General features: G+C 35.4%; 24 protein-coding genes. 17 read left to right on the top strand and 7 right to left on the bottom strand.

What is annotated here, in order from left to right:
* Nucleotides 1–140: 140 nt before the first annotated feature.
* Nucleotides 141–1,706: a sensor histidine kinase gene (locus OA86_RS05305; RefSeq protein WP_039349833.1), complete on the top strand. Its 1,566-nt coding sequence runs from the start codon at nt 141–143 to the stop codon at nt 1,704–1,706.
* A gap of 76 nt (nt 1,707–1,782) precedes the next feature.
* Nucleotides 1,783–2,469, top strand: a complete 687-nt coding sequence (locus OA86_RS05300) for a response regulator transcription factor (RefSeq protein ID WP_039349832.1) — start codon at nt 1,783–1,785, stop codon at nt 2,467–2,469.
* Nucleotides 2,470–2,604: 135 nt separating this feature from the next.
* On the opposite strand, the gene OA86_RS05295 is transcribed toward OA86_RS05300, so the two are convergent.
* On the bottom strand, nt 2,605–3,153 hold the full coding sequence (locus OA86_RS05295; protein ID WP_052257397.1) for a hypothetical protein: 549 nt from the start codon (nt 3,151–3,153) through the stop codon (nt 2,605–2,607).
* Nucleotides 3,154–3,339: 186 nt separating this feature from the next.
* Between OA86_RS05295 and OA86_RS05290 the strand changes: the two genes are divergently transcribed.
* The 13 genes from OA86_RS05290 (at nt 3,340) to ypfJ (ending at nt 18,469) form a co-directional block, all read left to right on the top strand.
* Nucleotides 3,340–4,701: a c-type cytochrome gene (locus OA86_RS05290; protein WP_039349830.1), complete on the top strand. Its 1,362-nt coding sequence runs from the start codon at nt 3,340–3,342 to the stop codon at nt 4,699–4,701.
* 22 nt (nt 4,702–4,723) lie between these two features.
* On the top strand, nt 4,724–7,819 hold the full coding sequence (locus OA86_RS05285) for a TAT-variant-translocated molybdopterin oxidoreductase (RefSeq protein WP_039350528.1): 3,096 nt from the start codon (nt 4,724–4,726) through the stop codon (nt 7,817–7,819).
* An 18-nt stretch (nt 7,820–7,837) separates the two neighbouring features.
* A complete protein-coding gene (gene nrfD, locus OA86_RS05280; protein WP_039349829.1) occupies nt 7,838–9,238 on the top strand; it encodes an NrfD/PsrC family molybdoenzyme membrane anchor subunit in 1,401 nt (466 codons plus the stop codon).
* Nucleotides 9,225–9,746 (top strand): DUF3341 domain-containing protein, encoded by a 522-nt coding sequence (locus tag OA86_RS05275; RefSeq protein ID WP_039349827.1) that lies wholly within the window; start codon nt 9,225–9,227, stop codon nt 9,744–9,746. The genes nrfD and OA86_RS05275 overlap by 14 nt, the downstream gene beginning before the upstream one ends.
* 4 nt (nt 9,747–9,750) lie before the next feature.
* The gene (locus OA86_RS05270) at nt 9,751–10,494 is read left to right on the top strand and encodes a c-type cytochrome (RefSeq protein WP_039350526.1); all 744 of its coding nucleotides are present in this window, start codon (nt 9,751–9,753) and stop codon (nt 10,492–10,494) included.
* A gap of 13 nt (nt 10,495–10,507) precedes the next feature.
* Nucleotides 10,508–11,839, top strand: a complete 1,332-nt coding sequence (locus tag OA86_RS05265; RefSeq protein WP_039349825.1) for a quinol:cytochrome C oxidoreductase — start codon at nt 10,508–10,510, stop codon at nt 11,837–11,839.
* 78 nt (nt 11,840–11,917) lie between these two features.
* The gene (locus OA86_RS05260; protein WP_039349823.1) at nt 11,918–13,078 is read left to right on the top strand and encodes a DUF6694 family lipoprotein; all 1,161 of its coding nucleotides are present in this window, start codon (nt 11,918–11,920) and stop codon (nt 13,076–13,078) included.
* Nucleotide 13,079: 1 nt separating this feature from the next.
* Complete coding sequence (locus OA86_RS05255) at nt 13,080–13,616, top strand: adenine phosphoribosyltransferase (protein ID WP_039349820.1); 537 nt, start codon at nt 13,080–13,082, stop codon at nt 13,614–13,616.
* Between the two features lie 135 nt (nt 13,617–13,751).
* On the top strand, nt 13,752–14,465 hold the full coding sequence (locus OA86_RS05250) for a YfgM family protein (protein WP_039349819.1): 714 nt from the start codon (nt 13,752–13,754) through the stop codon (nt 14,463–14,465).
* Nucleotides 14,466–14,477: 12 nt separating this feature from the next.
* On the top strand, nt 14,478–14,987 hold the full coding sequence (gene ribH / locus OA86_RS05245; protein WP_039349817.1) for a 6,7-dimethyl-8-ribityllumazine synthase: 510 nt from the start codon (nt 14,478–14,480) through the stop codon (nt 14,985–14,987).
* Between the two features lie 135 nt (nt 14,988–15,122).
* On the top strand, nt 15,123–15,950 hold the full coding sequence (locus tag OA86_RS05240) for a phosphatase PAP2 family protein (RefSeq protein WP_039349814.1): 828 nt from the start codon (nt 15,123–15,125) through the stop codon (nt 15,948–15,950).
* On the top strand, nt 15,937–17,460 hold the full coding sequence (eptA, locus tag OA86_RS05235; RefSeq protein ID WP_039349812.1) for a phosphoethanolamine--lipid A transferase EptA: 1,524 nt from the start codon (nt 15,937–15,939) through the stop codon (nt 17,458–17,460). Before OA86_RS05240 ends, eptA begins: the two co-directional genes overlap by 14 nt.
* A gap of 154 nt (nt 17,461–17,614) precedes the next feature.
* Nucleotides 17,615–18,469, top strand: a complete 855-nt coding sequence (ypfJ, locus tag OA86_RS05230; RefSeq protein WP_039349810.1) for a KPN_02809 family neutral zinc metallopeptidase — start codon at nt 17,615–17,617, stop codon at nt 18,467–18,469.
* Between the two features lie 111 nt (nt 18,470–18,580).
* Here the strand turns inward: ypfJ and OA86_RS05225 are convergent, their stop codons facing one another.
* From OA86_RS05225 to OA86_RS05215, 3 genes are all read right to left on the bottom strand, one after another.
* Complete coding sequence (locus OA86_RS05225) at nt 18,581–18,823, bottom strand: YtxH domain-containing protein (protein WP_039349808.1); 243 nt, start codon at nt 18,821–18,823, stop codon at nt 18,581–18,583.
* Between the two features lie 233 nt (nt 18,824–19,056).
* Nucleotides 19,057–20,682, bottom strand: coding sequence for an L-glutamate gamma-semialdehyde dehydrogenase (pruA, locus tag OA86_RS05220; protein WP_039349806.1), 1,626 nt, complete (start codon nt 20,680–20,682; stop codon nt 19,057–19,059).
* An 86-nt stretch (nt 20,683–20,768) separates the two neighbouring features.
* Nucleotides 20,769–21,419 (bottom strand): metal-dependent transcriptional regulator, encoded by a 651-nt coding sequence (locus OA86_RS05215; RefSeq protein WP_039349804.1) that lies wholly within the window; start codon nt 21,417–21,419, stop codon nt 20,769–20,771.
* Between the two features lie 255 nt (nt 21,420–21,674).
* Between OA86_RS05215 and OA86_RS05210 the strand changes: the two genes are divergently transcribed.
* Complete coding sequence (locus OA86_RS05210; RefSeq protein ID WP_039349801.1) at nt 21,675–22,712, top strand: threonine aldolase family protein; 1,038 nt, start codon at nt 21,675–21,677, stop codon at nt 22,710–22,712.
* 54 nt (nt 22,713–22,766) lie between these two features.
* On the opposite strand, the gene OA86_RS05205 is transcribed toward OA86_RS05210, so the two are convergent.
* Nucleotides 22,767–23,579: an enoyl-ACP reductase FabI gene (locus tag OA86_RS05205; protein ID WP_039349798.1), complete on the bottom strand. Its 813-nt coding sequence runs from the start codon at nt 23,577–23,579 to the stop codon at nt 22,767–22,769.
* Between the two features lie 97 nt (nt 23,580–23,676).
* A complete protein-coding gene (locus OA86_RS05200; protein WP_039349795.1) occupies nt 23,677–23,943 on the bottom strand; it encodes a hypothetical protein in 267 nt (88 codons plus the stop codon).
* 179 nt (nt 23,944–24,122) lie between these two features.
* On the opposite strand from OA86_RS05200, the gene OA86_RS05195 reads away from it, so the two are divergent.
* A complete protein-coding gene (locus tag OA86_RS05195; protein ID WP_039349793.1) occupies nt 24,123–24,677 on the top strand; it encodes a DNA-3-methyladenine glycosylase I in 555 nt (184 codons plus the stop codon).
* 49 nt (nt 24,678–24,726) lie between these two features.
* Here OA86_RS05195 and OA86_RS05190 read toward each other — a convergent pair whose 3' ends face one another.
* Nucleotides 24,727–25,581: a nucleoside phosphorylase gene (locus OA86_RS05190; RefSeq protein WP_039349789.1), complete on the bottom strand. Its 855-nt coding sequence runs from the start codon at nt 25,579–25,581 to the stop codon at nt 24,727–24,729.
* Between the last annotated feature and the right edge of the window lie 17 nt (nt 25,582–25,598).

The raw sequence follows: 25,598 nt of genomic DNA, 5'->3' as shown, positions 1-25,598 counted from the left end.
TTAAAATATTTCCGAATGGAATTCACAATAATTTGTTAAAAAAAAGTATTTTAAGAAATTAAACATAATATTTGTCTAACTATTTTGTTTTTATAATCTTAAAATGAGTAATTTTAACAATTCAAATTTAAAATCATTAAATGAATAATAAGTTCATTCCGTTTATTTCAATACTGATGACAATTTCGATGGTTGTTTTTGTAACCCTTCAGTTATATTGGATCAAAGAATTGTATTCTGCTCTTAATCAGGATTTTTCAAATAAGGTGTATTCTGCATTAGAATCTTCTTCGATGAAAACGCAGCAGCTGGAAGTTGATAAATATCTGAATCAATATTATAAGAATTTTGCTAAAAATGTGGTCGATAGTAGCAATCAACCGACGCAAACTTATATTCAGCAAAATTCGGAAGTTGGTAATAAGTCAACGATCACCTTTCAAAAAAGCATCGTTGAAAATCAAAATATTCCTATTTCACAAAAAGGCGACAGTCTTACATTGACCAAATTGTATACAGATGAAGGCATTCTGAAAATTAAAAAACCGCAGATTACGTCAGAACCTTTAACAGCTCAATTAAGCAAAGACATTAATAACAACACTTATGCTTTGCGGGAATTTGCGAAACTAAGTGCTTCGAGTTTGCCAGTTGAAAAGCGAGTCAATGAGAAAACTTTAGATTCCATTTTGACCAAGGAGTTGAGGTTGAATGGTTTAGATACGAAATTTGGTTTTGCCATAATGGATAAAAAAAATGAAGCAACCAAAGTCATTAATAGTATTTATAAGGATCAAAAAGATAAAAATAATTATACGTATCCGCTCTTTACCGACAGCAAAGACCGAACACTTTATACATTAGCGCTCGTTTTTCCGCGGAAGGATTATTCCTTGGCAAAGACAAATTTGCCCATGCTTCTGGGAACTTTTATGTCCTTGCTGACCATTTTGGGGATTTATATTATTTCCATTAATTATATGATGAAGCAGAAAAAAATTGCAGAGGTGAAAACCGATTTCATCAATAATATGTCCCACGAATTTAAGACGCCTCTCGCAACGATTTCTGTCGCAACAGATTCTTTAGCCAACGATAAAATAGCGACCAATCCGGAGAAAGTGAAATATTATTCGGCGTTGATCAAGCAGGAAAATCTGCGAATGAAACATCAGGTGGAGAATATTTTGAATATGTCGAAACTGGAAAGGAATGAGGTGAAATTATTTTTAAAGGAAACCGATGTAAGAGCCTTAATTAAAAAGATCACCGAATCTTTCGGCTTAATCGTGGCTCAACGAAAAGGAACTTTGACTCAGGAATTTAATACAGAAAAGTATAATTTTAAAATTGATGAGTTTCACTTTTCGAATGCTTTGGTTAATTTACTGGATAATGCCAATAAATATTCGACTGAACCTCCGGAAATTACGGTGAGAACTAGAAATGAAGGAAATTGGTACGTCATCGAAATTTCTGATAAAGGAATGGGAATGGAAACGGATAACAAAGTGCGGATTTTCGAAAAATTCTTTAGAGAAGAAACTGGGAATATTCACAATGTAAAGGGGCAGGGATTAGGATTGTCGTATGTGAAGAAGATTATAGAATTGCATAAAGGTCTCATTATTGTTGATTCTCAAAAAAATATAGGAAGTACATTTACTATAAAATTACCTATGAATCCTACTCAGCATAAAGCCTAAAAAGAAATATTTAATAAAAAAGAAGAAGGTAAGAAGAAATCTTTAGCCTAAACAAATAAATTTAATCAATTGTATTATGAGTAACAGAATCTTATTAGTGGAAGACGACCAAAGTTTTGGGGCTGTTTTGAAAGATTATTTAACGATAAATAATTTTGAAGTGAACCTAGCCACAGATGGGGAAATGGGTTTAAAAGAATTTACAGAAAACGAATTCGACATCTGTATTTTTGATGTAATGATGCCGAAAAAAGACGGTTTCAGTTTGGCAGAAGATGTAAAAAGAATCGACAAAAATATACCGATCATTTTTCTTACCGCCAGAAATATGCGCGAAGATATCTTAAAAGGATATCAGTTAGGTGCCGATGACTATATTACAAAACCTTTTGATACTGAGCTTTTGCTTTATAAGATCAAAGCAATTTTACAAAGAAGCGCAGTTTTGGAAGATGACGAACAGGAACAGTTCAAGATCAGTAATATTTTCTTCGACTCAATGCTGCGTCAACTGAGAGTTAATGATAATGAATACAAGCTTTCACCAAAAGAAAACGAATTGCTGAAATTGCTTTGTATGCACAGAAATGACTTCATGCCGAGAGATCTGGCTTTAAGAAAGATCTGGAAAAAAGAGAATTATTTTACAGCCAGAAGTATGGATGTTTACATCGCGAAGTTGAGAAAATTGCTCAGAGAAGATGATGGTTTAGAGATCATCAACGTTCACGGGGAAGGTTTCCGCTTGTTAGTAAAAAATTAGATAAGGGACAAGTCGAGGCTTGTCCTAATAAAAAGTATAAAAACCAAGTCTTTCGAATTACGAAAGAGTAAAATTGGTCTAAAAATAAGCCGCTTTCAAAAGAGAGCGGCTTATTTTATTTTCGAATGCTTACAATTATTTTGCTTCAACACAGAAAACGCGATAAGGAATCAAACGTGCTTCTTTAAATGTTTTTTGAACACTGCTGAAGTCTGAGCTCGCAGTCTGTTTAGAAAGATAACTTCCTGCCATTACTTTATAATTGGGTCTTAGCGAGGCATCGATCTCCACTTTCATATTCGGAAATCTTCTTCGGAAATACATTCCTACTTCTCTGGCTTCTTCATTACTTTTCACCACTGCCAACTGAATTTTGTAACCCATAATCCTTGGATTTCTTCTGCATATTTCGGCTTGTGAAAGCTCTTTTTCAGGTACATTTATTTTAGGAATATTCGAATTTGAAGAAGAATCTGATCCGGCACTCCAAGATTTCCCGGAATTATTAGTGATTGTGGTGGCACATTTTTCTTCAATATTTACAAGTAGATCACCTATTTTTTTATCCATAGTCATAGATAACGGAGTTCCTGACAACGTATCGTTTTTCACAACTAACTGTGCATCAAAGGTATTAATTGTGAGAATAGATAAGACGGTGAATATTTTAAGAATGTATTTCATTAAAGTTTATTTTTGGCAAATTTATAACAAATAAAAATTATACCAACATTTGCAATTTAGAACTATTACAAATTACCGTAAATGATAAATTGCATCGTGCTTCTACTCTTAATTTTCTGTTAAAAGTACTATTTTTGCCAAGTTAAAAGTAAACATAATACAATTTACTAACCCAAGATTTTATAAATGATTAGTTGGAGAAAGCATTACAAAACAGGTCTCATCGCAATATGTTTGTTGCTGTCGACCAGTGCTTCTATTTACGCTCAGGGAGATGCAAAAAACGGTGAAAAGCTTTTTAAAGCAAACTGTACAGCATGTCACGCTTTAGACAAGCAACTTGTTGGTCCTGCTCTGGGAGGCATAGTAGATAAAGTAAAAAAAGAGCAAAATCTAGACACAGATTGGCTTCACAAATGGATTAAAGATAACAAAGCACTAAGAGCTTCAGGCGACAAGTATGCGAATGAAATCTTTGAAAAATTTAACAAAACTGAAATGCTTGCGTTTCCTAATCTTACTGATAAGGATATCGACGATATTTTAGAGTACACCACTAACCCACCTGCTCCTGAACCTGCTGCAACTGCTGCTACTGGAACAGATACAAACTCAGTAGCTGCACTAGAAATGGCGCAAAAACAATCGATGAATTCAAAAGTTATTTTGATTTCACTTTTTGCGATTGGAGGTCTATTACTATGGTTACTTCTAAAATTAAGACAACTTGTTAAACTTCAGCAAACTGAGGAATTAGCAGGACTTAATGCAACTAGAGCAACTTCGTTCGCCGATTTGTATAGAAAATACAGCTATATTGGAAAAGGAGTCTTGGTAATTTTAGGAATTTTTGCCGCTTATGGAATCTGGAACTGGATGATGTGGATTGGTGTTTATAAAGGTTATAAACCTGAACAACCAATTTACTTCTCTCATAAAATCCATGCAGGCGAAAATAAAATCGACTGTCAACTTTGCCACTCTTCAGCGAAATATGGTAAAGTTTCTGAAGTTCCTTCAATGAATGTTTGTATGAACTGTCACCGAAATATTTCAGAATACAAAGGAAAATATATGGAACCGGGGAAGGACAAAGCTTTCTATGATGGGGAGATTCAAAAAGTATATTCTGCTACAGGTTGGGATCCAGCGTCACAACAATATACAGGAAAAACACATCCTGTAGAATGGACGAGAATTCATAATATGCCAGATTTTGTTTATTTCAACCACGCACAACACGTTGTGGCAGGTGAACAAGCGATCATAACATCATTCAATAAGAAAAACCCTGAAGCGAAAATCGACGTTGTTTGTAAAGCATGTCACGGGCAAGTTGATACTATGAATGTGGTGCAAATGGCAAATGATTTCACGATGGGATGGTGTATTGAATGTCACAGAACGACTGAAGTTGATATGACCAATGGTTATAATAAAGAGTACTTCAAAAATCTACACGAAAAGTTAAAAAAACAATATGGTTCAGGAACCAAAATTACGGTAGATGCGATTGGAGGTCTTGAGTGTGGTAAATGTCATTATTAATAACAAAAAATTAGAAGTATCAATGGCTTCAAATAAAATAAAATTCAGAAGTATTCACGAACTGCAAGATCCAAGCTTAAACGGCAAGTTGGCTCAAAAAGAATTTCTCAATGAAATTCCGGTGGGTGAATTACTAGGTAGCGACAAATCGAATAAATCAGGAGCTTCAAGAAGAGATTTCCTGAAACTTTTGGGATTCTCTACAGCGGCAGTAACTTTGGCTGCTTGTGAAGCACCGGTAATTAAGACCATTCCTTATGTTGTAAAACCGCACGAAATTATTCCAGGAATTCCAAATTATTACGCGACTACTTATTTTGATGGGCATGATTTTGCCAGCGTTTTAGTAAAAACCAGAGAAGGAAGACCCATTAAAATTGAGCCGAATCCTTTAGCAAATGAATTGGGTAAAACCAATGCTCGTGCGCAAGCTGCTGTACTTTCTCTTTATGATAACGATAAAGTAAAACAGCCTAAGCTCAACGGAAAAGATGAAACTTTTGATAAAGTAGATGATTTCGTTTTGAAAGGTTTATCGGAAGCACAATCAGGAGGTAAAAAGATTGTTGTGTTATCACATTCTTTCCCTTCACCAACATTTAAAAAATTATTTGGAGATTTCAAAACCAAATATCCTACAGCAGAACTCGTAATATACGATGCAATTCCTCACACTGCAGCTTTAGATGCTGCTCAGGAAGTTTTTGGACAAAGAACTTTGCCGGTTTATGATTTATCGAAGACACAACTAGTAGTTTCTTTCCAAGCAGATTTCTTAGGTGATTATAATGGAGGTTCTTTAGATACTTCTTATGCTGCGGCAAGAAAGCCAGGTCCGGAAATGATGAGACACATTCAGATTGAATCGAATATGTCTTTAACTGGAGCAAATGCCGATACGAGAGTTCAATTAAAACCAAGTGCAGTAAACAAAGTCTTAGTTGAAGTTTACAATGGATTAAATGGTGGAACAACGAGTAAAGAAGCAGGAGAAATCGTAAAAGAATTACAGGCAAAAGGAAGCAACGCTGTTGTTTTTGCTGATGGTTCAAAAGGTGCTTATGTTTTGGCCCATTTAATCAATCAGAAATTAGCATCAACTGCTTTAACGGGAAAAGCAAGTTTTCTAAAAGAGTTTGATGCTGTAAGATATAAGGAGTTTTTAGGATGGTTAGATACTGGTGAAATTGGTGTCTTTATTACTAATAATGTAAACCCGATTTATTCTAGTAATAAAGGAGAGGATTTCAAAAAAGCTTTAGGAAGAATACCCTACGTTATTGCGATTGCAGATAAGAAAAACGAAATGTACAAAGCAGCGAAAGCTGTAATTCCGGTAGCAAACTGGTTAGAATCTTGGGGTGATTTTGCACCGCAAACAGGAGTTTATACTTTGATGCAACCAACCATTCAAAAAATCTTTAAATCAAGACAGATAGAGGAGTCATTATTGGTTTGGATGAACGGAAAAGGAAATCCTGCTAATAATTACTATGATTATTTAAAAGCAAATGCAACCACGCTTATTGGTGGTGTAAGTTTCAATAAAGCACTTTATAATGGCGTATTGGAAGGCGGAAATCTCGCTAGACTATCTTACGCCGGTGGAAATGCTCAACAGGCGATTACAGAATTGGGTGCTTTCAAAGCTTCTGATCTAGAATTATCACTTTATACCACAACTGCCATCGGAGACGGAACTCAAGCAAACAATCCTTGGTTGCAAGAACTTCCAGATCCAATTACTCGATTAACGTGGGACAATTATTTAACGGTTTCTCCAGGCGATGCAGAAAGATTAGGTCTTGAAAATAGCTTGAATGCTAGAATGCAGCTAGATGGTTCTGTTGTAAATTTAACAGTTAACGGTGTTACTTTAAAAGACGTTCCGGTATTTATTCAGCCGGGTCAAGCCGATGGTTCATTCGGACTTGCTCTTGGTTATGGTAAAAAACTTTCTGGTAAAGTTGCCGAAACCGGTGTTAATGCTTACCCTTTATTTGATGGCTCAAATTCAGTTTTGTCGAATGTAAAAATTGAGAAAACTGGTGGAGATTATGAATTTGCAGGAATGCAGCTTCAAAATACTTTGATGGGCCGTTATGAAATTGCTAGAGAAGTTCCTTTGGATACTTTCTTAAATGTAAAATTTGATGACGAAAAATTAGGTTGGAACAAACCTTTGGAATATCACACTATTGGAGGTGCAATGCCAGCCGGAAAAATTGATCTTTGGGATGCCTTCGATGATGTCGATGGGCCTCACTTTAATTTATCAGTAGATTTAAATTCTTGTACAGGATGTGGCGCTTGTGTCATCGCCTGTCAAGCTGAAAATAACGTTCCTGTCGTTGGTAGAGAAGAAGTTAGAATGTCTAGAGATATGTTCTGGTTGAGAATCGACCGTTACTACTCAACTGATATTCCCGCCAATATTGATTTAAATAAAGACGGAAAACTATCTCAGGAAGAAGCTATCACAGCCGACCTGAATGTTCCGGGAATGTATGGTCATTTCTTAGATAAGAAAGCGGGTATATTAAACCATCCTGGTAATAATCCAGATGTAATTTTCCAACCGGTAATGTGTCAACATTGTAACCATGCTCCTTGTGAAACAGTTTGTCCGGTTGCGGCAACGTCTCATGGTAAGCAAGGTCAAAATCAAATGGCTTATAACAGATGTATCGGTACAAGATATTGTGCAAACAACTGTCCGTATAAAGTAAGAAGATTCAACTGGTTCACTTATAACCTAAATGATAAATTCGACTTTAATCAAAATAATGATTTAGGAAGAATGGTACTGAACCCAGATGTTGTTGTAAGAACAAGAGGGGTTATGGAAAAATGTTCAATGTGTATTCAAATGACACAAAACACCATCTTGGAAGCTAAAAAAGAGGGTAGGGTCATCAAAGACGGTGAATTCTCCACAGCTTGTGTGAATGCATGTTCTACTGGCGCAATGAAATTCGGTGATATGAATGATAAAAGTTCGGAAGTGCGAGCATTATTCAGCACGAATAGAAGATATACTTTGCTAGAGGAGATTGGTACCAAACCAAATGTCTTCTATCATACCAAAGTAAGAAACAGAAAAGAAAATAACGTTTAAATAATAAATAGGTAAAAAATGTCAGGACATTACGAAGCTCCGATAAGGGAACCTTTAATTATTGGTCATAAGACTTATCACGATATCTCCGAAGATATTGCAAGACCTATCGAGGAACGCGCAGGTAAACTGTGGTGGGTTTCCTTTTGGGTAGCATTAGCATTATTCCTTTACGGATTTGGCTGTATTGCTTACACCATTGGTACCGGGATCGGTGCGTGGGGACTTAACAGAACCAATAACTGGGGATGGGATATTACCAACTTCGTGTGGTGGGTAGGGATCGGTCACGCCGGAACCTTGATCTCTGCAGTATTGTTATTATTTAGACAAAGATGGAGAATGTCTGTTAACCGTTCTGCGGAAGCGATGACCATCTTTGCTGTTGTACAGGCAGCGATCTTTCCAGTAATTCACATGGGTAGAGTTTGGGTTGGATATTGGGTTTTCCCTTTGCCAAATCAGTTCGGTTCACTTTGGACGAATTTTAACTCGCCGTTACTTTGGGATGTATTTGCAATTTCGACTTATTTCTCCGTATCAACCGTATTCTGGTTTATGGGATTAATTCCTGACTTTGCAATGATCAGAGATAGAGCAAAAACTCCCTGGACAAAAAGAATTTATACTTTCCTTTCCTTTGGATGGGGTGGAAAAGCAAAACACTGGCAACGTTTCGAAGAATTATCTTTGGTGTTAGCAGGTTTAGCAACACCACTTGTATTCTCCGTACATACCACGGTATCCTTTGACTTTGCTACGTCGGTAATTAAAGGATGGCACTCAACGATCTATCCACCGTACTTCGTTGCAGGAGCAGTTTTCTCCGGGTTTGCAATGGTACAGACACTTTTGTTAGTGGCTAGAAAAGTTTGTCATTTGGAAGATTATATCACGATGTACCACATCGAAATTATGAATATCGTAATCATTATTACAGGTGGTATGGTTACTGTAGCTTATGGTACAGAATATTTTATCGGATGGTATTCTGGTTCAAGATATGAAGACTTTACATACCTTTCTCCAGGTGCAGCAACCGGTCCTTACTGGTGGGCGTTCTGGGCATTAATTACTTGTAACTTAATAATTCCGGCATTATTCTGGTTCAAAAAAGTGAGAACAAATATTACTGCAACATTCATTATTGCTTTAATTATTAACATCGGTATGTGGTTCGAAAGATTTGATATTATCGTTATTAACATTTCGAGAGATTATTTACCAAGTTCATGGACGATGTTTAAACCATCAATTATTGATGTTGGAGTGTTCTTAGGAACAATAGGATTTTTTGGAGTATTATTTTTATTATACGCAAGATCGTTCCCTGTAATTGCACAGGCTGAACTGAAAACTATTCTGAAAATATCAGGTGAAACTTATAAAGCAAAAGAAGAAGAAGATGAGCACCACTAAAATAGTATTTGGTATTTATGCCGACGATGATGATTTGTTAAACGGCGTACAAGCTTGTAATGACAAAGGAATTGCTATTAACGAGGTTTACACTCCGTTTCCGGTTCACGGTCTTGACAAAGCTTTAGGTTTAAGAAAAACAAGAATTTCAGATGCTGCTTTTATTTATGCGGTGTATGGATTAACAGTAGGAAGTTTGGTTACTTGGTACACCATGAATCATGATTGGCCAATGAATATCGGAGGTAAACCTTCATTTGATTGGGGACATAATATGCCTGCATTTGTAGTGCCAATGTTTGAATTAATGGTTTTCTGTGCAGCACACATGATGTCGCTTACGTTTTTGGTAAGAAACAAAATGTATCCAGGTTGTCCGCCGCAGAATCCAGATCCTAGAACTACTGATGATAAATTTATGATGGAATTTTTAACCGATGATGTTGAGGCAGTAAAACAGATTCTGATCGATACCGGAGTTGAAGAAATAACTGTAAAAGATGCGTAAAATGATGACAAATAATATTATTAAAGTTACAGCAATCTTAGGCTTTGCAGCATTTTCATTAAGTTCTTGTAGTAAAGAAAATCCGCCTTTGGTCTATTTTCCAGATATGTACTTTCCAGTTGCTTACGATCCTTTGATGAAAGCCGATATTGCTTATTCGAAACACGAAAATGAAATCCCTGCCTTTGTAAAACATAATGGTGCAACCGGTTTATATCCTGTAAATGGAACAGTTGCTCAAAATAAAGATGGTGTTGCTGACGAAGCATTTTATGGAGCAATGACTCCAGATATGTATAACGGCGGTTATGATGCCTCAAAATTAATTACAGCATCTCCTCTGAATTCTGCAAATCAGGCAAAAGATATTGAGAGAGGAAAAGGATTATACGACAAAACCTGTTCAGCTTGCCACGGAATTGCCGGTGACGGTCAAGGTCCGATTGTAGTTAGTGGCGCTTACTCAGGAGTACCAAAATATGCAGATAGAGAAATCACGGTTGGTTCTGTTCATTACGTATTAACGAACGGAAGAAACTCAATGGGTTCTTATGCAGGTATGTTAACTCCTGGTGACAGATGGAGAGTTGCTCTATATATTATGAGCGCTTTCAAAGGTGGAGTAAATTCAGCACCAGCTGCAACTCCAGCAATGCCTATGGCAACAGCTACAGCAGTTGACGCAAAAACAGCAGACGCAACAACGAGTGCAGCAGCACCAAATGTAACGACTAGTCCTAAAAAATAAAAAGAAATAAAACATGTATAGTTTTTCACCTAAATTAAGATTATATTCAATCATATTTATCGTTCTGGGATTAGTACTCTTTGGCGCAGGCTATTTTATGAATCACGGAATGGATGATGCGAAAATTGAGCATATGATGGAAGCCGCTCATCCGGGTGGAGTTCAAGCTCCTACAAATTCCAGCGAATTGGTTGGACCGCAAGATCATGCAGCGCATTTAGAACATGCTAAACATCAAATTCACAATCAACCTTTGGCCGCTATTCATACCGTTTCGGTATTTTTATTCGCGCTGAGCTGTTGTGCATTATTTTTCTACTGTATCCAAAACGCTGCACATGCAGGTTGGTCTATTATTATTTTAAGAGTGATGGAAGCTATTGCTTCTTTTATTCCTTATGCAGGAGTATTGGTTATAATCATAATGCTTTTAAATGTAACACACGTTGGTCATATTTTCCATTGGATGGATCCTGAATTGACAACTCCTGGCGACAAAAATTTTGATCCAATTCTTTTCGAAAAGAAAAAGTTTTTAAATATTCCTTTCTATGTTTTCAGAACTTTATTCTATGTAATTGGAGCTTCTTTCTTCGTTTGGAAATTGAAATCTCTTTCTAAGAAAGTAGATGAAACAAAAAGCAGAAAAGTATATGCAAGTTACTACAGCTGGAGTATTGGTTATATTGCTTTCTTCGGGTTTTGTTCTGCAGCTTGGGCATGGGATTGGTTGATGTCGATTGACCCTCACTGGTATTCTACCATGTATATTTGGTATGCAATGGTAAGTGCTTGGGCTTCAGCATTAGCTGTTATCATCCTGATCAGTGTTTATTTAAAGAAAACTGGGGTATTACCACAATTTAATGATAATCACTTGCACGATTTAGGAGTTTTCTTATTTGCATTGAGTATGCTTTGGACTTATACGTGGTTTGCTCAGTTCATGTTATACTGGTATGCAAACGTTCCTGAAGAGGTTAACTATTTCTTTGGCCGTTTCGAATATTATAAAAGTGTATTTTGGATTATCTTAATACTGAATTTCTTCATTCCATTATCAGTGTTGGTAAGTTCAAGCATTAAGAGAAATTATAAAGTTGTTTCCACCATAGCAGTAATTGTTATCTGCGGTCAATGGTTGGTTTATTTCAATATGGTGATGCCAGGAACAGTTGGTCCTTTTTGGAAAACTCCGGAAGTATTATTGTTAAACCTTGGATCTATATTATTTGGTTTAGGATTGTTCATCTTCGTTGTAATGACTGCACTTTCCAAATTGCAATTAATGCCAGTAGGAAATCCATTCCTCAAAGAATCAAAAATATATGAATATCCGTTCTAAACAGAACAAAATATTCTTTCAAATTATTATCCCGGCATTATGTCGGGATTTTTTTTAAATTTGTATAAATCACTTATTATGAAACAAATTTTGGTGTTATTGCTTTTTAGCTTTCTTCTTATCGGATGCAGAAAAGATAAAGTTGATGCGACCACTACGCAGACGCTGCAGTCCAGTATTAATGATATGACGGCGAGTTTGAACACTCTGAAGCAGGTTAAATTCAACGAAGCTCTTTATATTATCAAGACTTTTGGGGTTGAAGCTGATGGTGATATCAACGAACTGAAAGCATTAGGAAAATTAATTAATGGTAATAAAGTTCCCGAAATTTTTAGTCTTGCCGATCAAGTTGCTCAAAAAAATGGTATCGATTGGTCAAGTACAGGTCCACCTTCTTTGGGTGAAATGAATATTTTCGGAAATGTTTTAGCAAAAGAAGCTGATCCAAACGATATTTCAGCGAGTTCTTTAAATGTAGTTACAACTCCGATTGCTGTTGACAGTGTTTTGGGTCCGAAATCGTTGCAGATCGTTCCTCGGCTGCTAGATGCGACGGGTAAACCGATTGCTTTTACAGGTGCTGGTTTAGAAGCCATTCTCGAAGTGTTCAGCAATGGAACTAAAATTTTGAACGCTAAAAATTTAATGCAGGATAATAACTTCAAAGGTTTTAATTTGAAATTTTCCGCTTTACCTTCGCAGAAAATTATAGATAACAAAATCGACATTACCGTTTCAGTAAAAACTACGAAAAAAACATTTAAAATGTCGAAAATTGGCGTGACTGTTAATCCGAAAGCACTTTTAATGCCCGTAGGAAACCCAGCAGATAATCCTGCAAATCAAAATCCGACTACAACGGTTACTCCAACGGAAAACCCAACCGATCCGCAGGCAACTACTCCAGCTGTTGCTCCTCCCGCTGATCCGAAAGCCAGTGTTTCTAAATTTCTGAATAATCTGAACGCTCAGAATTTAAAAGGAGCGTACGAAACTTCAGATAATCCAAACTGGGGTTCATTTGATAATTTCTCCAATCCGACTTCAGGTTTCGGCGGAGTTAAAAATATTACTGTTAAAAATATCTCCGCACCAAAGACGACCTCTAATTCTTCCAGTGTAAATGCAACGTATGATGTTACCGATAAAAATGGTAAAACAACGGCACTTTTGGTAACCTTTGGATTAAAGAATGTTAATGGCGAGTGGAAAATTTCCAGCTACAAAATAAACTAAAATGACAAAATCTGAATTGATTCATCAATTAGAAAATACCATAGAAAATATCCCGGATTTTCCGAAACCCGGAATTCAGTTCAAAGATATTACGCCGATTTTTCTTAATCCAAAGTTGTACGAAGAAGTCATTGCAGATCTCGCTGATTTCAGTCGTGGAAAAGTTGATGCAGTTTGCGGAATTGAAAGTCGCGGCTATCTTTTTGGGATTGCAATCGCTGTAGCGCTAGAAGTTCCTTTTGTATTAATAAGAAAAAAAGGAAAATTACCGCCACCATTTGTTGGGGAAAAATACGATTTAGAATATGGTTCCGCAGAGATAGAAATGCGAACCGGACAAATAAAACCCGGACAAAGAATTTTAGTTCACGACGATTTATTAGCGACGGGCGGAACTACAGAAGCTGCTGCGAAACTGGTTGAGAAACAAGGTGCAAAAGTTGTACAGTTCAGTTTTTTAATTGGATTAAAAGACCTGCACGGTGAAGAAAGATTAAAACAATTCAACGCAACCGTACATTCAATTTTAGAATATTAAATCAATTATTTACTGTTTTTATCGAAGAATAATTGGGGATTTAGGTCCTGATTTTTAAAAAAAATGTTTTTTCAGACATAATTTTGTAAATCGTTCAAAAACAGTTAAATTTGCACTTCAATTTTTACAATAATTATGGCAAAACAGCATACACCGCACACGAGCAAAAAAGAAATGGAAGGAAAGGAAACTGTTGAAGTTTTCAAAGACTTAGACCGAGGTGCATTAGATACCGAAAGATTCGTTGAGAAGCACGCGAAAACATTAATCACTATTTTTGGAGCGATGGTTTTGGCAGTTTTAGGATATTTTGCTTACCAACAGTTTTACGTTGCTCCTCGAAATGAAGAAGCGATTTTAAGCTATCTTTCTGCTCAGAAAAATTTAGCCGACGGTAAAGATGAATTGGCTTTAGGTGGTAAAACTGCCGCAAATCCTGGTTTCTTAGGAACTTACAATGATTATTCAGGAACTAAAGTTGGAAAACTTTCTGCTTACAACGCAGGTCTTTTGAAATTCAAAGAAGGAAAATATCAGGAATCTTATGATTTATTAGATAAATTTTCTTCTGATAATAAAGTTTTAATGGCATTGAAATATGGTGCGATGGCTGATTGTCAAAGTAATCTTAATAAGAATGATGACGCGTTGTCACTTTTAGATAAGGCTACTTCTGCTTCCAACGATCCTTATACTTCTTATTATTTTACAAGAAAAGCCGGATTGGTTGCATTGGCATTGAAGAAAAATGCAGATGCTAAAAAATATTTCTCTACGATTGACGAAAAATATCAAGATTACGATAACGGAATGTCTGATTCTTATATCGAAATGGTAAAATATTACTAAATAAAATAAACGATGGCAACTGTAAATCTTTCAGATTACAAACCATTACAGATTAATGATGCCGGTTCTTTTAGAATTGGCATTGTTGTTTCAGAATGGAATGATTTTGTAACTTATAACCTTCGCGATGGCGCTTTAGAAGTCCTTAAAAAAGAAGGCGTAAAAGAAGATAATATAAAAGTTTTCAAAGTTCCGGGAGCTTTTGAGTTAAATTACGCGTCGATGCAATTGTGCAAAGAAGGGATTTTTGATGCTGTTATTGCAATTGGTTGTGTGATTCGCGGTGAAACTCCACATTTTGATTATGTTTGCTCTGCGGTTGCGCAAGGAATCAAAGACTGTAATATTTTGACCGATGTACCCACAATTTTCTGTCTTTTAACTGATGATAACAAGGAACAATCTATCGCAAGAAGTGGTGGCGACCTAGGAAACAAAGGCATTGAAGCTGCTGTTACGGCGTTACAAATGATCGATTTTAAGAAGAAATTAAATGCTAAACTGGGTCAGATCGGATTTTAATTTTAGCTGAAATTTAAACCATTCCTTTTGCTGCAATTTCCTAATTTGAATGATGTTTGAGTTTTATTTATTAATTCCGAACACAATGTAGATATAATGAATTTTAAAAAGTAAATCTGTAAAACAAGAAGCGTAATGAACACCACCGTTATTAATAATTACTCGAAGCTCAAGCTTTCCTTATTTATTTTACCTCTGGTTTTGTTGATTGCAATTGTCTTATTTCTTTACAGTCAAAATTCTTTAAATGCCTATCAATACACGAAAATTCAAAAGAATTGCTTCTTTTTTCTCAACCATCATTTAGGCCAATTTCCCAATCTTGAGTATAATCTAACGCAAGTTGGAGATGCTTCCATTTTTTTGTCGTTCTTAATTATTTTCCTGGTGTATGCTCCCAAAATTTGGGAGGCTTTAATATCTGCGTCTTTGGTTTCTCTCGTATTTTCGAATGGACTGAAGAATTTATTTGATGTCCCGAGACCCGCAGTTGTTTATGATAATGATCTTTTCATCATCGTCGGAAAAACTGCTGTTGGATATTCCAGTTTACCTTCTGGTCATTCTATCACCATATTTACGACACTTACGGTTTTGCTTTATTCATTTATGCCCAAAGATTTCAAGTTTAAATTTTTATGGATCTTTTTCATTATCGCTTTAGGATTATTTATTGCATCTTCAAGAGTGGGAGTTGGAGCCCATCATCCGCTTGATGTTATTATCGGCAGTATCATCGGATATATTTCTGGACTGATCGGTATTTTTATCTGCAGAAAATATAAAATTTTAAGTTGGGTCGGGAACAAAAAATACTTCCCCATTTTCATGGTATTAATCCTGGTTATTTGTGGTTCTCTGATCAATAAAATAATTACTGAAAATGTGTTCGTCTTTTATATGGCCTTAGTTATTTTATGCGTTTCACTCTATAAAATTGTTTATGTATATGTTAAAAAATGATATCAAAATAACTCATTTTGTGCTAATAATGAGTGCGCTTCTTTTTCTGTTGTTTCATTATCCTTTTTTCAAATTTGTTTTTAATAACGTAGATTATAAAAGCTTTACCGGTGTTTCGATAATTATTAGTCTAGTGATTGCAATGTTGGTCGCCAATGCTTTTGCGCTTTTCCTCTTTTTCTTTCTTTCACGTTTTGTGGGTAAATTTTTGCTGGTCGTATTTTTTATTATTAATGCGGTTGCAGTTTACTTTATAAATACTTACAGCGTTATTATCGACGAAAGCATGATCGGAAACGTGCTCAATACCAACTATTCTGAGTCCAGCAGTTTCTTCTCTATTAAATTAGTTTTATACGTTGTTCTGTTAGGTATTATTCCCAGTATTTTTATCGTTAAAGCCAAAATAATAAATGTAACGGTAAAGAAGTTTTTTGTCTCCATTTCGCTTACTTTATTATTTCTTGTAACCTTAGCATTTGCCAATGCAAGCAATTGGTTATGGATTGATAAAAATTCAAAAACATTGGGTGGACTTGCAATGCCATGGTCTTATGCGGTCAATATTCCTCTGTTTTACATTCATGAATTCAAGAAGAATGAGAAAGAGATTTTACTACCAAATGCGACTATAAAAGACAATCAGAAATCGGTCGTTATCTTAGTGATCGGAGAATCTGCAAGAAGCGAAAACTTTTCTTTGTACGGCTATCCAAAAAATACGAATCCACTACTTTCAAAAATTCCAAATGTTTCTCATTTTAATGCAACTTCCGATGCCACTTACACAACTGCTGGTGTAAAAAGTATTTTAGAACATCAAAATACAGATGAGCTGTATGAAATTTTGCCCAATTATCTATATAGAAATAATGTCGACGTTGTCTGGAGAACTACAAATTGGGGTGAACCGCCCGTTCATATCAAAAATTACGAAAATAGAGAAGCCTTAATGCCGAACTGCAAAGGCGATGGCTGCAATTATGATGGCATTCTTTTGTCTGGATTAAAAGAGGAAATTTTAGCCAGCAAAAAAAATAAAATTCTGATCGTTTTGCATACAAGCACAAGTCACGGCCCAACTTACTCTAAGAAATATCCAGCACAGTTTGAGACTTTCAAACCGGTATGCAACAGTGTTGAATTAGGAAATTGTTCTCACACAGAACTCGTCAATGCTTATGACAACACGATCGTTTATACCGACTATCTTTTAGCGAATGTGATTGAAGATTTAAAACAACTAAAAGATTATAAAAGTGCTATGATTTTTGTTTCTGACCACGGTGAATCTTTAGGAGAAAATAATTTATATATGCACGGTTTACCCATCAGTATCGCACCCAAACAACAATATGAGATCCCTTTTATCGTTTGGACTTCGGATAACAGCGCGAGACAATTGAAACCAAATAAAGTGCTCACTCAAAATTACGTCTTCCACAGTGTTTTAAATTTTTTAAACATTGGAAGTCCTATTTATAATGAGCAAATGAATATTTTTAAATAATTAAACTTTAAATTTATTTATAGAAATATCTAAAAATATCGCAACTTTCGTTTTTAGTAATTTGCCAATCTTTATGTTATTGGTTGAAAGAAAATAACCTCAATAAATAAAATTTTTGTAATTTTAATTCAATTAATATTTTAAAATATACCTTATGAAATGGACCAATGATAGAAGTGGTAATGTTGATGACAGACGCGGTTCGGGCGGCGGTGGTGGAATGATGGTCGGCGGCGGTCTGGGAACGCTTATTATCGCAGCCATTATATTTTTTCTGGGTGGTGATCCTTCCGCAATTCTTTCTTCAGGAGGCGGTTCTCCCCAACAAACTGAACAGCGTAATTTAACGCCGGATGAATTAAAGGTTAAAGATTTTGTTTCAATGGTTACTGTAGAAACAGAGAAAACCTGGGGTAAATTTTTTCAGGATAACGGAATGCAGTACAAAGCGCCGAAAGTAGTTATGTTTGAAAGTGTAACGCAGTCTGGTTGTGGAACAGCACAAGCTGCGATGGGACCTTTTTATTGTCCTGCAGATGAAACGGTTTATATGGACATGAGCTTTTTCAAAGAACTCGAACAAAGGTTTGGCGCAAAGGTTACCGAGTTTTCAATTGCTTATGTGATGGCGCACGAAATTGGGCATCACGTACAAACACTTTTAGGAACTACTCAAAAAGTAGATCAGTTAAGATCAAGCGGAAGATATTCTGAAGCTGAAATGAATAGAGTTTCTGTAGCCACAGAACTTCAGGCAGATTTTTATGCTGGAGTCTGGGCAAAACAAACCGATAACAGAGAACATATCTTAGAACCGGGAGATATCGAATCTGCCATTTCTGCAGCTGAAGCGGTCGGCGATGATAATATTCAGAAACGTTCCCAAGGTTATGTTAATCAGGAAGGTTTCACGCACGGAAGTTCTGCACAAAGAAAAGAGTGGTTTATGAAAGGCTATAACACCGGAGATATTCGACAGGGAGATACTTTCAATGAATTATTGAAATAGATTTCACTTTACTATAAAATAAAAATTCCCGAAATCTTCGGGAATTTTTTTGCGCAAAAAACCGCAATGTAAAATACACTACGGTCTGCTAAAATATATTAAAGATAATTTTTAGTTTTGATTTGCAGTTTCTTCCATTGAAGTTTTTGCCTGATCAACTTTGTTTTGAACCTGAGAAGCAACATCATTTGCTTTTGATTTCAAATCACTTCCAAATTTGCTGAAGTTATCTTTTGCAGTATTGATCGTATCTTTCACCGCTTGTTTTTCTTCAGGTGTAGAATTTTTATATTTCCACCATGCCAATGCTCCAAGTCCTAGTAATGCTAATAAGCCATTTTTTTTAGTGCTCATAATTTTAAGTTTTAAGTTGTTTTGAAAAAATTTAATTTAATACTTCTTTAATTGTAAAAAGCGTGCCATCAAATTATTTTAAACCTTAAAATTTTGTTAAAATATTTGATTTCAGTTATTTAGAGGAGTTGTAACATTGTATTTTAGAATTAAGTTCTATTTTATATCTAATTCCCTCAAATAAAAACTCTGTCAGAAAGACAGAGTTCATTTTTATAACTAAAGGTTTTTAATTATCCCAAATAAGGATATTTGTAATCTTTCGGTGAAACAAAAGTTTCTTTGATGCTTCGTACAGAAACCCATCTCATTAAGTTCATTTTAGATCCTGCTTTATCATTGGTTCCAGAAGCTCTCGCTCCTCCAAAAGGTTGTTGTCCTACAACTGCTCCTGTTGGCTTATCATTGATGTAGAAATTTCCTGAGGCATTTTCCAAAGCTTTGTAAGCTTCAGCAATTGCGTAACGGTCTTGTGCGAAAACTGCTCCTGTTAATGAATAAGGTGAAGTTTCGTCTACCAGTTTCAAAGTTTCTGCCCAGTCCTTATCTTCATAAACATAAATGGAAAGAATTGGTCCAAAGATTTCTTCACAAACCGATTCGTATTTTGGATTGGTGGTCAAAATTACGGTAGGTTCTACAAACCATCCTTTTGAATCATCGCATTTACCACCAATAATTACTTCAGCATCTACAGATTTCGCTGCTCTTTCAATATAACCTTCACATTTCTCGAAAGAATTTTTATCGATCACTGCATTCACGAAGTTAGAAGGATCTTCCGGACTTCCCATTTTTACAGTTTTTAATTGAGATTCCATCACTGCTTTCACATCATTCCAAATTGATTTTGGAATATAAGCTCTGGAAGCAGCTGAACATTTTTGACCTTGATATTCGAAAGCGCCACGAACAAGACCTGTTGCAACCGCTTCTACATTTGCAGAAGAATGCGCTACAACGAAATCTTTTCCGCCTGTTTCTCCAACAATTCTTGGGTAAGTTTTAAACAAATCGATACTGTTTCCGATCATTTTCCACATTCCCTGGAAAACTTTCGTAGAACCTGTAAAATGCAATCCTGCGAAATCTGGGTGTGACATAATTTTTTCAGCAGTACTTTTTCCATCTGTAAAGATCATGTTGATTACTCCTGCAGGTAAACCCGCTTCCATAAATACATCCATCAAAACTTTAGCAGAAAGAATCTGTTTGTCTGAAGGTTTCCAAACCACAACATTTCCCATCATTGCCATACAAGTTGGCAGATTTCCAGCGATCGCTGTAAAATTAAACGGCGTCACCGCAAAACAGAAACCTTCCAGAGGTCTGTATTCAGATCTGTTCCAAATTCCGGTGTCAGAAACTGGTTGTTCGCTGTACATTTCGGTCATAAATTCTACATTGAAACGCAAAAAATCGATAAATTCGCAAGCAGCATCAATTTCTGCCTGATGAACATTTTTGCTCTGTCCGATCATCGTCGCAGCATTCAGACGATCTCTGTATGGTCCTGCAATTAGATCTGCAGCTTTCAGAAAAATCGCAGCGCGCTGTTCCCAACCTAGATTATTCCATTTTTCTTTCGCAGCAAGAGCGGTATTGATGGCTTCGTCAACATTTTCCATCGTTCCTTTATAGTAGAAACCTAGATCGTGTTGATGATCTTGTGGTGAACTGATGTTCACTTTATTCTCACTCGTAACTTCTTTTCCATTGATGATCATTGGAATTGCAGATTTCTCTTTCCACATTTTTTTATAAGTGGCGATCAATGATTTTACTTCATCAGAACCTGGTTCATAAGTTCTTACCGGCTCGTTGATTGCGAATGGAACTTGCGAAATTGCTTTTGACATATTTTTATTTTTTATTAAATTTATTGTGAATGTTACAAAGTTAAGGGAATTCGGGCAATGTTCCAAAAACACTTGATCTCTAAAATCTATTCTTTCACCAATATTTTTTCGCTTACGAGTTTACTTAAAATGACAGTTTTTCCCTCAATTTTTACGTTCATTGATCCGTCGTATTTTTCGATTTCCAGTATTTCGATTTTCGTTCCTAGTTCAAGATTTTTCGCATTTAGAAAACTAAGAAAATCATCATCGGTAATAATAACTGCGGTGAAAATAACATTATTTCCTTCTTTGCAACTGCTCAATTTTTTTAAATGTTGCGCGATAATGTTTCCGTCTTTATCTGGAATAGGTTCTCCGTGTGGATCAAATTTAGGATGATGTAGCAATTCATCCATTTTATCAAAAAACATTTCTGATTGAATGTGTTCTACCTGCTCTGCAATTTCATGTACATTTTCCCACCCGAAATTCATTTTTTCTACCAAAAACATTTCGGTTAATCGATGTTTTCTCACGACCAAAGCAGCTTGCATTTTCCCCGAATCTGTTATCTTTAAAGGTTTGTAACTTTCATAGATCACCCACTTTTTATCTGCAAATTTCTTCATCATGTTATTCACACTCGGCATTTTCACATTCAGAAACTTGCTCATTTCATTAATGGTTACGGTGTTTTCATCATTGATTAGATGGAAAATAGCTTTCAGATAATTTTCTTCGGTAAGGGAAATCATAGTAGTTAGATTAACAATAGTGCAAATCTAACAATAATATTAGACAAAGAAAACTCACCATAAAGATGAGTTTCAGTTTAACAAGAAGAAATAACCTATAAAAAATTAAAAGTAATCACAGGATAAGAAAATAGTTATTAGTTTTTTCTGTGTTTATTTCTGTTAATCAAAGGTGCTCTTATTATTAATAAAAATCGCGGGTTTATTTACGGTATTTCGTACCGTGTTTTCACGTATTTTGTTTATTTTTATTTTATGAAATTTTCCTTTAAAAATGATTATTCAGAAGGTTGCCATCCGAGAATTTTAGAAGTGCTTGCTAAGACCAACTTAGTGCAGCAAAACGGATATGGACTTGATGATTGCTGTCTGAATGCTGAATATTTAATCCAGCAAAAGATTAAAAATCCACAAGCAAAAGTATATTTTGTTTCGGGTGGAACGCAAGCAAATTTAATTATCATCTCTGCATTCTTGAAACCTCACGAAAGTGTAGTCTCAGCAGCTACTGGACATATTTTTACCAACGAAAGTGGTGCAATTGAAGCAACCGGTCATAAGGTTCATGCGATCGAAACTCAGAATGGTAAAATTCGACCGGAAGATATTCAGAAAATTATTGATGTTCACCAAAATAAACCACATCAGGTTAAACAGAAATTGGTTTATATTTCAAATTCTACGGAGGTTGGAACCATTTATTCTAAAAAAGAATTGGTTGGTCTATACCAGTTCTGTCAGGAAAAAGACCTGTATTTATTTGTTGATGGCGCTCGACTTGGCAATGCTCTAACTGCGGAAACGAATGATTTGTCTTTAGAAGATTTTAGTAAGTATACCGATGCTTTTTATTTGGGTGGAACAAAAAACGGTGCTTTGATCGGTGAAGCGATTATCATTAATAATGAAAATCTACAAAAAGAATTTGGCTTTCATTTGAAACAAAAAGGAGCAATGCTCGCAAAAGGCCGTTTGCTGGGAATTCAGTTTCAGGAGTTATTAAAAGATGATCTCTATTTTGACTTGGCAAAACATGCGAATCAACAAGCTATGAAAATAAAGAAAGCTTTCCAGGAAATTGGTTGTGATTTTCTTAGCGAAACCTTTACGAATCAGATTTTTCCAATTTTAAGCAACTCACAGATTGAAAAACTTTCGCGGAATTTCGATTTCTATGTTTGGAAAAAAATTGATGAAGTAAAATCTGCTGTTCGGTTAATTACTTCCTGGACAACGACTGATGAAATTGTTGAAAAATTCATTTATGAAATTAAAAATTTAAGAATTCAATAAAAAATTCCGTCTCATTAATCTGAGACGAAATTTATATTCTAATTAAAGATGAACTTATTGTAAATCTTCAAATTTATCTACAATTTTCTGGGAAACGCCAGTTTTACTGAATCCACCGTCGTGGAAAAGATTCTGCATCGTTACTTTTCTTGTAAGATCTGAGAAAAGACTCACGCAATAGTTTGCACAATCAAGCGCATCAGCATTTCCAAGCGGAGACATGCTATCTGCAAAATTGAAAAAGCCACTTATTCCTTTTACACCTGCACCTGCTTTTGTCATCACTGGAGATTGAGAAATGGTATTTACACGAACTTTACGGTCGCCCCAATAATATCCGAAACTTCTTGCAATACTTTCAAGATAAGATTTGTTATCTGCCATATCGCCATAATTCGGGAATGTTCTTTGAGCAGCGATATAAGTTAAAGCCAAAATTGATCCCCATTCGTTCATAATATTTTTATCCCAAGCAGTTTTCATGACTTTATGAAAAGATACTGAAGAAACATCCCACCCTTTTTCTAAAAAATCATAGTTAAGATCAGTGTAAGTTTTTCCTTTTCTAATGTTTACGGACATTCCAATTGAGTGCATGATAAAATCGATTTTGCCATATTTTTGCTCAGCATGGGCAAAAAGTTTTTCCAAATCCTCCATCGAAGTTGCATCTGCAGCAATAACATCAGAACCAGTTTTCTTCGCTAATTCGTCAATTTCTCCCATTCTCATTGCGATTGGTGCGTTCGAAAGAATAAATTCTGCGCCTTCTTCATGACATCTCTCCGCAACTTTCCAGGCGATAGACTGATCGTTTAAAGCTCCAAAAATAATTCCTTTCTTACCTTTTAGTAATCCGTATGACATATTCTTAATTTTAGACAAATTTAAATAATTTTTACTGTTAAACGCATAAAAAAAGAACCGTAGTCAATACGGTTCTTAATATTATGAAAAAACGAGTTTAGTTTGTCGCCTTTTTTATTTCTGCCTGTGCATCTACAGATGCATCTTTGGTTTTTTCCCAAACGTTAGAAACAGCATCTTTGGTGGATTCCCAAGCGTCAGAAACATTTTCTTTTGCTCTTTCCATCCAGCCTTCATGCGTAGGTTCTGTATTTTTTTCCTTTTGTTCGCGGATATAATCTTGTGCTCTGTCAGCATAATCATTTACTTTCCATTTTGCTTTTTCTACCGCGTCATCTGCTTTGTTGTAATCTTGTCTGTCCATGATAATAATGTTTAATGTTAATATTTATTAATCGCAATAACTAAGCTGCAAGTTCTATTCCTATATATGCCAAAATAATGTTAAATATTTGATAAAGTTTTCTTAAAATTTTCAATTTATACTCCTTTTGATAATATATTTTATAATTATGTTTTTATTTTTGAGCTAAAGTCGAACAAATGAAAATAGTACGTTGCGGTTGGTCCGAGAAAGATGATTTATATAAAAAATATCATGATGATGAATGGGGAAAACCCGTATATGATGATGAAACGATCTTTGAATTTTTAGTATTAGAAAGTTTTCAGGCCGGACTTTCCTGGTATACGATTTTAAAGAAAAGAGAAAATTTCAAGAAAGCATTTGAAGACTTTAATTATAAAAAAATTGCAAACTATTCTGAGGATAAAGTGGAGGAGTTGATGAATAATGCCGGGATTATAAGAAATAGATTAAAGATTCTGGCAACCATCAATAATGCTCAAAGATTTCAGGAAGTTCAAAAAGAATTTGGCAATTTCTCAAAATATATTTGGAATTTCGTAGATGGAAAACCGATTATAAATCATCCGAAAACTTTACAAGAAGTTCCCGCGACGACAGTAATTTCAGATGATTTGTCAAAAGATTTAAAGAAGAGGAGATTTAAATTTCTGGGATCAACTGTTATATATGCACACATGCAAGCTACGGGAATGGTGAATGATCATTTGGTCTATTGCCATTGTAAATAAAAAATGCGGTTCAAGAAATGAACCGCATTTTTTTATATTAAAGAATCTTTTACTTAATAATCCGATCCAAAACCCACTCGATCATATTTTTTTCTGAAGCGTGATGATCAGCAGAAAATTCGCCTCTTCTTCTATTTGCAATAACAGAATTTACCGTAATCGCTTTATGGCCTAACAATTTTGAAAGTCCATAAATTGCAGAAGTTTCCATCTCGAAATTCGTTACTCCCAGATCATTTAAGGTTTCCAAAAACTGATCGTCAATCGCTTTCAAACGAAGCTGTCTTCCTTGTGGTGCATAAAAACCTGGGAAAGTTGCTGTGTTACCGTGGTATTTCGCATCCTTGTAATATTCTCCCATTTCTTTTGACCAGTCAGAAAAGTACAACATCGGTTTAATTTTCTCGTACGGAAATTTCGCCATAAAATTTCTAGAAAATTCATTTTCAAACTCATAATCTTGGTAAAAATGCAGCAATCCATCCAGACCAACCACGTTTTCTGTCACCAACATATTATCAACTTCAACATCCGGATTTACAGAACCGCAAGTTCCCATTCTGAATAATTCCAACGCAGTATGATCGCTTTTAAATTCCTTGTTTTTTAAATCAATATTCACCAAAGCATCGAGTTCATTCATCACGATATCGATATTTTCAGTCCCAATTCCGGTGGACATTACCGTGATTCTTTCGCCACGTAAAGTTCCGGTATGTGTATGAAATTCTCTTTTATTTTTTTTGACTTCAATCTTGTCAAAATATTTTGAAACTTTTGGAACCCGGTCTGGATCTCCCACCAACATTATTTTTCCGGCAATATCTTCTGGCAATAAATTTAAGTGATAAACACTTCCGTCGTCATTGAGCACCAATTCTGATGCAGCTAGTTTATTAATCATACTTTTATTATTTAAAT

Source organism: Kaistella jeonii (assembly GCF_000812865.1).
Classification (GTDB): Bacteria; Bacteroidota; Bacteroidia; order Flavobacteriales; family Weeksellaceae; genus Kaistella; species Kaistella jeonii.
The sequence above is the reverse complement of the archived record's forward strand: the minus strand, read 5'-3'. Positions and strand labels throughout refer to the sequence as shown.